This window comes from Streptomyces sp. NPDC055815 (assembly GCF_053616475.1).
In genome coordinates this window covers 1-10,840 of the sequence record NZ_JBSHDU010000140.1, presented here as the reverse complement: position 1 = coordinate 10,840, position 10,840 = coordinate 1, and the positions used below count along the sequence as shown (strand labels likewise).

Here is a 10,840-nt window from a genome sequence, read left to right as displayed (position 1 = left end):
CCCGATGGGGTTCCCCGGCCGCCGGGGCGGCCATCACCTGCCCTTCGGACCTGGCGGCGGGTGGTGCGCCGGTGAAGCGGGTCGGATTACTTGACGACGCCGAGCGACGCGTAGTCGTAGCGGCCGTTGTAGGCGTCCGCCGTGTAGACGTTGGTCAGCCGGGAGCTGCGCCAGATGATGTTCTTCTCGTGGGTGAAGGGCAGGTAGACCGCGGCCTCCGACACCTTCGTGTTGATCTGCTTGTAGAGCTCGCCGGCCTTGGTCGGGTCGGTCTCCTTCAGCGCCTGGTCGAACAGGCCGTTGATGGCCGGGTCGTTCAGCTCGGAGAAGTTGTTGTTACCGCTCTGGAGGATGAAGCGGCCGTCGACCAGCGGCTGGAGGAAGCCCTGACCGGTGGGGAAGTCGGCGCCCCAGCCCATGATGATGATGCCGTAGCCCTTCTCCTTGACCACCTTCGGCGAACCGATGATGCCGGAGGTCTGGGCGCCGTCGAACTGGTCGATCTGGGCGTCGATGCCGACGGCCTTCAGCGACTGCTGGAGGGACTCGGCGGTCGCGATCTCGATCTTCTTGTTGTTGCGGACCGCGATCGTGGTCTTGAAGCCGTTCGGCTTACCGCACTTCTTCAGCGCCTCCTTGGCCTTGGCCAGGTCCGGGGCGCCGGCGAGCTTGCCGTACGGGTCGGCCTTCGGGTCGGCACCCTTGATCGCCGGCGGCAGCATGTTGGAGGCGATGTCGCCACCGGCCTGCGGGCCACCACGGGCGGTCTGGAGGGACTTCGAGTCGGCGGCGTAGATGATCGCCTTGCGGCACTCGATGTTGTCGATGACCGTCTGCGGGAAGACCGCGTAGCGGATGAAGCCCGTCTGCGGGTTGTCGACGTTGTCCTTGTGCTGCTGGAGGACCTTCGCGCGGGCGGCGGCGCCGACACCGGTCGCGTTGATGTCGAGGTCGTACTCGCCCTCGACCAGACGGTTGTCCATGTCGTCGGCGTTCGTGGTGAACGTGACGCTGATGGTGTCCGGAAGCGCCTTGCGGAGGGTGTCCGTCTTGGCGTCCCAGTTCTCGTTGCGCACGAGCTTCATGGACTTGTTCGGCGTGTACGACTGCCACTTGTACGGGCCGGAGGAGAAGACGTTCAGGCCGTACTTGGCCTTGGTGTCCTTGTCCTGGCGGACCGGGGAGGCGGCGGGCATGGCCAGCATCTGCAGGAAGTCACCGTTGGCGACCGGCAGCTTGAAGATGATGGTCTTGTCGTCCGGCGTCTCGATGGCCTTCAGACCGAGCTTGTCGGTGGTGGTGTCCTTGTACGGGCCCTTGTACTCCTCCTTGGGGTCAAGGACCTGCTTGAGGTAGACCGGGCCACCGGAGATGACGTCCTGGGCCCAGATGCGCTCGATGCCGTACTTGATGTCCTTGGAGGTGATCGGCTTGCCGTCCTCCCACTTCACGCCGTCCTTCAGCGTGAACGTGTAGGTGAGGCCGTCGGCCGAGACCTTGCCGGAGTCGGTGGCGAGGTCCGGGACCAGCTCGGTGGAGGCGGCGCCCGGCTCGGACTTGAAGGAGACGAGCTGACGCGTGTAGTAGCGCTGGAAGTCCCACACGAAGCCGTAGTAGCCGCGCTGCGGGTCCCACGAGTCGGCCTCCTGCGAGCCGATGAACTTCAGCTCGCCGCCCTTCTTGTTGGAGGCGTTGGCGACCTTGTTCACTCCGGCGTTGAAGCCGGGCGCGCCGGCCTTGCCGCCACCGTCGCCGCTGCCGCCGCCACAGGCGGTGGTGACGACCATCGTGGCCGCGGCAAGCAGCGCGCCCGCGGCGATTCTGCGCTGAGAGCTCTTCAGCATGGGTCCAGCAACCTCCGGGATAGTGGCGGCCGTTACGGCGGTCCGCCGATTGGGGTGGGCCTCCTGTCGCCAGCGGCAGGGGCGGGTCTTGCGTGTCGTCGGCGAACGGTCAGCGGGAGCCCTTCGGGTCGAGCGCGTCGCGCACGCCGTCGCCGAAGAGGTTGAACGCCAGAACGGTGATGAAGATCGCGAGGCCGGGGATCACCATGAACAGGGGGTCCGACTCGTAGGTGGTGATGGCCGTCGACAGCATCTGGCCCCAGGAAGCGGTGGGAGGCTTCACACCCGCGCCGAGGAAGCTGAGCGCCGCTTCGGTGAGGATGTTGGTGGGGATCATGAGGGTCGCGTAGACCATGATCGGGGCGATCAGGTTGGGCAGCAGCTCGCGCCGCAGGATGTAGAACCGGCCGGCGCCCAGGCTCTGGGCGGCCTCGACGTACTCGCGGTTGCGCAGCGACAGGGTCTGGCCCCGGACGATGCGGCCGACGTACGGCCAGCCGAAGAAGCCGATCACCAGGACGAGGGCGGCGATGCGCACCCCCGATCCGTCCAGGCCCATGAACTGGTTCGGAAGGACCGAGACCAGGGCGATCGTGAAGAGCAGCTGCGGGAAGGCGAGCATGACGTCCATGACCCGGCTGAGGGCCGCGTCGATCCAGCCGCCGAAGTAGCCCGCGATGATGCCGAGGACGGTGCCGAGGAAGACCGCGAAGACCGCCGCCAGGAAGGCGACGAGCAGCGAGATCCGGGCGCCGTAGACGATCCGGCTGAAGACGTCGCGGCCGTTGACGGGCTCGACGCCGAAGAGGAAGTCGGAGCTGACTCCGCCCCATGACCCGATCGGCGTGCCGAACAGCGGGTCGATCTGGTCCTCGTGGAACTCGTCCGGCGGGTGGCCGAGGAGGTCCACGATGACCGGCGCGAAGATCGCGACGAGGATCAGGAAGATGACGACGAAGGCGCCCGCGAGGGCCAGCTTGTCGCGCTTGAGGCGGGTCCAGGCGATCTTCCAGGGCGAGCGGCCCTCGATCGCCTTGCCGGAGGCGCCGGAGTTGTCCGGAGTGCCGGGAGCGTCGGGCGCGCCGTCGACGGTGGCGGTCGCCTCGCCCGCACTCGTCTCGTGCAGTGGTGCCGTCATCGTGGTGAGGACCCCTCTCGGCCGCCGGTAGCCGGCCCTTGCCCGCCGCGGGTAGCGGCTCGGTGGAACAACCTGCTGGACATCGGCTCGAAAGGAGCCGAACGCCCTGTGTTCCGGGGAGTCTTCAATGCGCTTGTGATCACCCGCCAGACCTGAAGGTGAATGTTTGCTCAAACGTGATGCGGTGCTGCGACTTCCGTTATCCGGACGTCGTGATCACGTGAGCGGACCAACCGGGGCCCTCTTGTGCGCAATCGGACATGCCACTCAACTGGTGGCGTGACCTATGGAATTGGGGTGAACGAAGGCCTCCGGAGGGGACTCGGGAGGCCATTTCCGACATGTGGGGCGCGCGTGGCGTCTCAGTATCCGGACGGCGCCGGTGGCGGGTATCCGTACCCCGGTACGGGAGCGGAGCCGCGTCCGGCGTGCGCCTCGCGGTCGTAGAAGGGGCGCGCGTTCGCCCGCAGCCAGAGCGCCACCGGGTCGTACGCGTCGGAGAGGGCGACCGTCGAGACGGGCAGGCCGTCGGGGACGGAGCCGATCGACTGGCGCATCATCGAGCGGACCGTGTCGACGGTCGCCGGGGAGGTGTCGTACAGGTCGAGACCGATGGCGAGGTACGGGGAGCCGAGCGCCGGCTGCACCCAGCCGCGGCGCAGCGCGCGGACGGCCGGGGTGCGGTGCGCGTTCTGCGTGAGCAGGGCGTAGAACTGCGGGATCTCCAGGGCGGGCTCGGTGACCCGCAGCGGACCGGCGGGCATCCGGTCGAGACCGGTGGCGATCCGGCGCAGGTCGGCCCAGGGGATGCCGACGCCGCCGCCGGGGGCGTGCGGATTGAGCCAGACGCCCCAGCGGTCGGGGTAGAGGGCGCGGGCGATCTCGCGGCCGGTGACGAGCTCGTGGGCGCGGTTCCAGCCGGAGGCGGCGAGCTCCTGCGCGGAGGTCACGCAGGGCGCGTAGCCGAAGCCGTCGACCTCCATGTTCCCGTACTGGGCGTCGGGCGAGCCGGGTGAGCCCTGCCAGAGCAGCATCCGGAGCTCGCCGTCGGCGAGGGCGTGCAGCAACTGCTCGTACGCGTCGTAGCGTCCGGGTGCCACCTGGCGCAGCATGTGCTCGACCGTCCCGGTCGAAGCGGTGCCTGACGCGCTCACCCTGGGTCCCGCCCCTCTTCCGTCCACCATGTGGGTCCGTCCAGCGATCGAGTCGGTGCAGCGATGCGAGTCGGTGCAGCGATCGAGTCAGTTCAGCTTAAACAGGGGGCCGCTCACACGGCGGCGCGCTGGTAGAAGGGGCGAACCCGCTCCAGCATCCAGTCGCCGACCGGGTCCTGCGCCATGTCGAGCAGGATGAGGTTGACCGGCCAGGCGACCTCGACCCGGCCGAGGGCGCGGCCGAGGGCGTCCAGGGGGGCGTTCCGGTCGACGCCGTCCCAGCCGCCCAGCTGGACGCCGATGAAGAGGGCCGGTTCGGTGCCCTCGACGCTGGCGAGGGCGCGGCGGGCGGTGACGACGACTCCGGTGGCCTCGAACTCGGCGGAGGCCGCGGCGAGGAAGTCGACCGGGTCGTCCTGCCAGTCGGGCTCGAAGAGCCGGACGCGGCCGCCGCTGGCGGGGCCGTCGAGCGGGGTGCGGCCGATGCGGCAGAGCTCGGCGACGGCGGGCGGGGGCAGCGGGACGCCGACGGTGCCGCCGGGGTTCACGGCGATGCCGAGCTGCGGGGGCAGGCCGCGGGCGAAGTCACGGGCGGGGGCGACGGTGAAGGACATGTGGTCGCCGACGACGGCGAGGAACTGCTGCTCGGAGCTGAAGACGGGCACGTAGGCCGCGCCCTCGATCTCCATGGTCGCGAGGTCGAGTCCGGGGCTGTCGGGGCCGCCGCCGTTGGGCAGGGGCACCCAGATCGGGCTGCGGCCGAGCACCTCGACCAGCCGGCCGCCCGCCTCGGGGTTGCCGAGTGAGGCGGCAAGGACCTCTTCGAGCTCGTTGCCCGGCCACGTCACGTCCACGGTCGCGTCTTCCCCTTCTCGCACGGCCTGCCGCACCGGCCGCCCGGCAGCACCCTAACGCCGCCCCGGCACCGCCGTGGCCAAAAGGGAAGGGTACGGGCGTCCCGGGACGGCCCGGGACACCGGACGGCCCGGGACGCCGGACGGCCCGGGACACCGGACGGCCCGGGACACCGGACGGCCCCGGGGTCGTCCCTAGGCGGTCTCCCGGAAGCCGATCCTGCGGAGGGAGTCGGCGGCGTCCCGGTCGAGGAGGGTCACCGAGGCGCAGCCGTGCGGGAGGCTGCCGGACTCGGCGGCCCGCAGGAGCCGGCCGACGGCCCGCCGGTGCCGCGCGAAGGCGTACGTGGAGACGCCCCGGCCACGGGCCTCCTGGCCGGCCCGCGCGGTGTCCGGGGTGACGTCGAGGAGGACCAGGTGCAGGGCGCGGCCGCGCCGTCTCGCCTCGCGGGCGAGCCAGCCCCGCACCCATGACTGGGTGCCGCAGTCGTGGACGATCAGGCTCGCGCCGGAGCGCAGGGCGCGGCGCAGTCCGGCGTAGTGCGCGATCCGGACCAGGGGGCGGTAGACGGCGTACGGGAGGAGGCGGGGCATCCGGGCCTCCCAGCGCTCGCGGGCGTCCTGGGAGTCGACGCCGCTGCCCTCGGCGGCGCGCTTCATCAGGGTGGACTTGCCGCTGCCGGGCAGCCCGGAGACGACGACGAGGTCGCCGGCGGCATAGGTGAGGGCGCGGGGGCCTCGGCCGCCGCGCTCGCGCAGGTCCCGCAGGAGCCGGCCGCGGCTCCGGGCGCGGGCCCGCTGGGACGGTATGCCGGTGCTCGTCGCGTATGCGCCGGTGTGCTGGATCCTCATCGCTCTCCCCCTGTCGGGTCTCAGGAGACCTGTGGGAGACCCTTGCCCACGAAGTGTAAAGAATCGGTAATGCGACACAAGCGATTTGCCCCGCCGACACCGCATGCAATGATGTGCCCGCCAGGCGCGCACAGTCGCCGCACAATCGCATACCGGCCGCTCGAATCCGCGCGGGAGAGTTCCGGACCGCCGAGCGCGTCCGGGCGCCGAAGGAGCAAGACCCTCCCTTGAATCTCTCAGGCCCCGTACCGCGTGGATGAGGCAGATCTGAAAAGCGGGACACCTGTCGTGTCCCCACCCAAGGTGCAAGCCGACCTCCCGGCACCGATCCGTCGGTGACGAGATGCTCTCGGTGAACCTCTCAGGTTCCATGACAGATGGGGAGGACGTCCTCGCCCGTCATGTGTTTTCGTCACCGATCACGCCCTTGGGACCCGGGAGCCACCCCATGAGCACTGCCCCCCGTCTGACCGCCCTCGATGCCCTGCATCGTTCGCTGGGCGCGACCATGACCGACTTCGCCGGCTGGGACATGCCGCTCCGGTACGGCAGCGAGCGCGAGGAGCACAACGCCGTCCGCAACCAGGCCGGCCTCTTCGACCTCTCCCACATGGGCGAGATCACCGTCACGGGCCCGCAGGCCGTGGACCTCCTGGACTACGCCCTCGTCGGCAACATCTCCACGGTGGGCAACGGCCGCGCCCGCTACACGATGATCTGCCAGGAGGACGGCGGCATCGTCGACGACCTGATCGTCTACCGCCTCGGCGAGACCGAGTACATGGTCGTCGCCAACGCCTCCAACGCCCAGGTCGTCCTGGACGCCCTCGTCGCCCGCGCCGAGGGCTTCGACGCCGAGGTCCGCGACGACCGCGACGCGTACGCCCTGATCGCGGTCCAGGGCCCGGAGTCCCCCGGCATCCTGAAGTCGATCACCGACGCCGACCTGGACGGCCTCAAGTACTACGCCGGCCTGCCCGGCACCGTCGCGGGCGTCCCGGCGCTGATCGCCCGCACCGGCTACACCGGCGAGGACGGCTTCGAGCTGTTCCTGAAGCCCGAGCACGCCGAGGGCGTGTGGAAGGCGCTGACCGAGGCGGGCGAGGGCGTCGGCCTGATCCCCTGCGGCCTGTCCTGCCGCGACACGCTCCGCCTGGAGGCGGGCATGCCGCTGTACGGCCACGAGCTGACCACCGCCCTCACCCCCTTCGACGCCGGTCTCGGCCGGGTCGTGAAGTTCGAGAAGACCACCAACGAGGGCCGCTTCGTCGGCCGCGAGGCCCTGGAGGAGGCCGCCCAGCGCGCCGAGACCGCCCCGCCGCGCAAGCTCGTCGGTCTGATCGCCGAGGGCCGCCGCGTCCCGCGCGCCGGCTTCCAGGTCGTCAAGGACGGCCAGGTCATCGGCGAGGTCACCTCCGGCGCCCCCTCCCCGACCCTCGGAAAGCCGATCGCGATGGCGTACGTGGACGCGGCGCACGCCGAGCCCGGCACCCAGGGTGTAGGTGTGGACATCCGCGGCACCCACGAGCCCTACGAGGTCGTGGCGCTGCCGTTCTACAAGCGCCAGAAGTGACGCAGTCGTCTCACTCCTCGTCTCACCTCGCAAGACCCACGTTCATCAGTACTCCCCCGATCCAGGAGAATCAGGTCATGAGCAACCCCCAGCAGCTGCAGTACACCAAGGAGCACGAGTGGCTGTCGGCCGCCGAGGACGGCGTCGCGACGGTCGGCATCACGGAGTTCGCGGCCAACGCGCTCGGTGACGTCGTCTACGCCGACCTCCCGGCCGTCGGCTCGACCGTCACCGCGGGCGAGACCTGTGGCGAGCTGGAGTCGACGAAGTCGGTCAGCGACCTCTACTCCCCCGTCACGGGCGAGGTCGTCGAGGCCAACCAGGACGTGGTGGACGACCCGTCCCTGGTGAACACGGCTCCGTTCGAGGGTGGCTGGCTGTTCAAGGTGCGCGTCGCGGAGACGCCGGACGATCTGCTCTCCGCCGACGAGTACACCGAGTTCGCCGGGAACTGAGACCGGGCCCGAGACCCCCTAGGGATCGATTCATGTCGCTTCTGAACACTCCCCTCCACGAGCTGGACCCCGACGTCGCCGCCGCCGTCGACGCCGAGCTCCGCCGTCAGCAGTCCACCCTCGAGATGATCGCCTCGGAGAACTTCGCTCCGGTCGCGGTCATGGAGGCCCAGGGCTCCGTCCTCACCAACAAGTACGCCGAGGGCTACCCGGGCCGCCGCTACTACGGCGGCTGCGAGCACGTCGACGTGGCCGAGCAGATCGCGATCGACCGGATCAAGGACCTGTTCGGCGCCGAGTACGCCAACGTGCAGCCGCACTCCGGCGCCTCCGCGAACCAGGCCGCGCTGTTCGCGATCGCCCAGCCCGGCGACACGATCCTGGGTCTGGACCTGGCCCACGGCGGCCACCTCACCCACGGCATGCGCCTGAACTTCTCCGGCAAGCAGTTCAACGTGGTCGCGTACCACGTGGACGAGGCCGGTCTGGTCGACATGGCCGAGGTCGAGCGCCTCGCCAAGGAGCACCGCCCGAAGGTGATCATCGCGGGCTGGTCCGCCTACCCGCGCCAGCTGGACTTCGCCGAGTTCCGCCGGATCGCCGACGAGGTCGAGGCCTACCTGTGGGTCGACATGGCCCACTTCGCGGGCCTGGTCGCCGCCGGTCTGCACCCGAACCCGGTCGAGTACGCGGACGTGGTGACCTCCACCACGCACAAGACGCTCGGCGGCCCCCGCGGCGGCATCATCCTGGCGAAGAAGGAGTTCGCGAAGAAGCTGAACTCCTCGGTCTTCCCCGGTTTCCAGGGCGGCCCGCTGGAGCACGTGATCGCGGCCAAGGCCGTCTCCTTCAAGGTCGCGGCCTCGGAGGAGTTCAAGGAGCGCCAGCAGCGCACCCTGGACGGCGCCCGCGCGCTGGCCGAGCGCCTGGTCCAGGACGACGTCACCGCCCACGGTGTCTCCGTCCTCTCCGGCGGCACGGACGTGCACCTGGTCCTGGTGGACCTGCGCAACTCCGAGCTCGACGGCCAGCAGGCCGAGGACCGTCTCCACGAGGTCGGCATCACGGTCAACCGGAACGCCGTTCCGAACGACCCCCGCCCGCCGATGGTCACCTCCGGTCTGCGCATCGGCACGCCGGCGCTCGCGACCCGCGGCTTCCAGGCCGAGGACTTCGCCGAGGTCGCCGACGTCATCGCGGAGACCCTGAAGCCGGGCTTCGACGCCGACAAGGCCGCGGTCCTCAAGGCCCGGGTGACCGCTCTGGCGGACAAGCACCCGCTGTACCCCGGCCTGAAGTAATTTCGTACCCTTTTGTTCGTACGGAATCTCCGGGGCACCACGCACACTGGACAGTGAGCGTGGTGCCCCGGCCCTTGCTCAGCCCTTCTGCGCGCTTCTCTGCTCCACCCCGGCAGACAACGGCGTCTAGCCCCCACAAGGAGTCCTCCCGTGGCCATCTCGGTCTTCGACCTGTTCTCGATCGGCATCGGTCCGTCGAGCTCCCACACGGTGGGCCCCATGAGGGCTGCCCGGATGTTCGCCCGCCGCCTGAAGAACGAGGGCCTGCTCGCCCCCACGGCGAAGATACGAGCGGAGCTGTACGGCTCGCTCGGCGCCACCGGCCACGGCCACGGCACCCCGAAGGCCGTCCTCCTGGGCCTGGAGGGCAACTCGCCGCGCACGGTGAACGTGGAGACCGCCGACGACGAGTTCGAGCGGATCAAGGCGAGCGGGAAGATCAACCTGCTCGGCGCGCACGAGATCCCCTTCGACTTCGACGCCGACCTGATCCTGCACCGGCGCAAGGCGCTCCCGTACCACGCCAACGGCATGACGGTCTTCGCGTACGACGCCGAGGGCGGGCTCGTCCTGGAGAAGACGTACTACTCCGTCGGCGGCGGCTTCGTCGTCGACGAGGACGCGGTCGCCGGCGAGAACCCGATCATCCCGGACGACACCGTCCTGAAGTACCCCTTCCGCACCGGCGACGAGCTGCTCCGCCTCACCAAGGAGACCGGCCTGTCGATCTCCTCGCTGATGCTGGAGAACGAGAAGGCCTGGCGCACCGAGGAGGAGATCCGCACGGGTCTCCTGGAGATCTGGCGGGTCATGCAGGCCTGCGTCTCGCGCGGCATGTCCCGCGAGGGCATCCTGCCCGGCGGTCTGAAGGTCCGCCGTCGCGCCGCGACCTCGGCCCGCAAGCTGCGCTCCGAGGGCGACCCGGCCGCGCACGCCATGGAGTGGATCACGCTCTACGCGATGGCCGTGAACGAGGAGAACGCGGCGGGCGGCCGGGTGGTCACCGCCCCCACGAACGGCGCGGCCGGCATCATCCCCGCCGTCCTGCACTACTACATGAACTTCGTGCCCGGCGCCGACGAGGACGGCATCGTCCGCTTCCTGCTCGCGGCGGGCGCGGTCGGCATGCTCTTCAAGGAGAACGCCTCGATCTCCGGCGCCGAGGTCGGCTGCCAGGGCGAGGTCGGCTCGGCCTGCTCGATGGCGGCCGGCGCGCTCGCCGAGGTCCTCGGCGGCTCCCCGGAGCAGGTGGAGAACGCGGCCGAGATCGGCATGGAGCACAACCTGGGCCTGACCTGCGACCCGGTCGGCGGTCTGGTCCAGATCCCGTGCATCGAGCGGAACGGCATGGCGGCGGTCAAGGCCGTCACGGCGGCGAAGATGTCGATGCGCGGCGACGGCAGCCACCTGGTCTCCCTCGACAAGGTCATCAAGACCATGAAGGAGACGGGCGCCGACATGAGCGTCAAGTACAAGGAGACCGCGCGCGGCGGTCTCGCGGTGAACATCATCGAGTGCTGAACCGTTCACGCGGAACGGCCCCCCCCGGGGGCCTCCCCCCGGGGGGGCCGTTAGTCTTAGCCCTTGATAACGCCGTTGTGGTTTTCGCCCACAAAACGAACCAAGCCCACAACCCCGCGCCCGGTTCGTTCGGGAGCGGTATTTGGGC

9 protein-coding genes and 2 riboswitches are annotated in these 10,840 nt (G+C 69.9%); of the genes, 4 read left to right on the top strand and 5 right to left on the bottom strand.

Annotated elements, in window-relative coordinates:
- Positions 1 to 86: 86 nt before the first annotated feature.
- From ACWGN5_RS41005 to ACWGN5_RS40985, 5 genes are all read right to left on the bottom strand, one after another.
- Entirely contained in the window at positions 87 to 1,844 is a 1,758-nt protein-coding gene (locus ACWGN5_RS41005) for an ABC transporter substrate-binding protein (protein WP_453523891.1), read from the bottom strand.
- A 109-nt stretch (positions 1,845 to 1,953) separates the two neighbouring features.
- Positions 1,954 to 2,982 carry an ABC transporter permease gene (locus ACWGN5_RS41000; RefSeq protein ID WP_453523888.1) on the bottom strand — a complete coding sequence of 343 codons (1,029 nt, stop codon included), beginning with the start codon at positions 2,980 to 2,982 and terminating at the stop codon, positions 1,954 to 1,956.
- Positions 2,983 to 3,344: 362 nt separating this feature from the next.
- Entirely contained in the window at positions 3,345 to 4,136 is a 792-nt protein-coding gene (locus tag ACWGN5_RS40995; protein ID WP_453523886.1) for an enhanced serine sensitivity protein SseB C-terminal domain-containing protein, read from the bottom strand.
- Positions 4,137 to 4,249: 113 nt separating this feature from the next.
- Positions 4,250 to 4,990 carry an enhanced serine sensitivity protein SseB gene (locus ACWGN5_RS40990; RefSeq protein WP_453523884.1) on the bottom strand — a complete coding sequence of 247 codons (741 nt, stop codon included), beginning with the start codon at positions 4,988 to 4,990 and terminating at the stop codon, positions 4,250 to 4,252.
- A 195-nt stretch (positions 4,991 to 5,185) separates the two neighbouring features.
- A complete protein-coding gene (locus ACWGN5_RS40985) occupies positions 5,186 to 5,842 on the bottom strand; it encodes an AAA family ATPase (protein WP_453523881.1) in 657 nt (218 codons plus the stop codon).
- A 161-nt stretch (positions 5,843 to 6,003) separates the two neighbouring features.
- A riboswitch (glycine riboswitch) is annotated at positions 6,004 to 6,103 on the top strand.
- Positions 6,104 to 6,229, top strand: a riboswitch (glycine riboswitch).
- Positions 6,230 to 6,290: 61 nt separating this feature from the next.
- On the opposite strand from ACWGN5_RS40985, the gene gcvT reads away from it, so the two are divergent.
- The 4 genes from gcvT to ACWGN5_RS40965 all read left to right on the top strand — a co-directional run bounded on the left by gcvT (position 6,291) and on the right by ACWGN5_RS40965 (position 10,692).
- Positions 6,291 to 7,415, top strand: a complete 1,125-nt coding sequence (gene gcvT / locus ACWGN5_RS40980) for a glycine cleavage system aminomethyltransferase GcvT (protein ID WP_453523879.1) — start codon at positions 6,291 to 6,293, stop codon at positions 7,413 to 7,415.
- A gap of 77 nt (positions 7,416 to 7,492) precedes the next feature.
- Entirely contained in the window at positions 7,493 to 7,870 is a 378-nt protein-coding gene (gene gcvH, locus ACWGN5_RS40975) for a glycine cleavage system protein GcvH (protein WP_369146643.1), read from the top strand.
- A gap of 32 nt (positions 7,871 to 7,902) precedes the next feature.
- On the top strand, positions 7,903 to 9,171 hold the full coding sequence (locus tag ACWGN5_RS40970) for a serine hydroxymethyltransferase (RefSeq protein ID WP_453523876.1): 1,269 nt from the start codon (positions 7,903 to 7,905) through the stop codon (positions 9,169 to 9,171).
- 150 nt (positions 9,172 to 9,321) lie between these two features.
- The gene (locus tag ACWGN5_RS40965; protein ID WP_453523873.1) at positions 9,322 to 10,692 is read left to right on the top strand and encodes an L-serine ammonia-lyase; all 1,371 of its coding nucleotides are present in this window, start codon (positions 9,322 to 9,324) and stop codon (positions 10,690 to 10,692) included.
- Positions 10,693 to 10,840 lie beyond the last annotated feature (148 nt).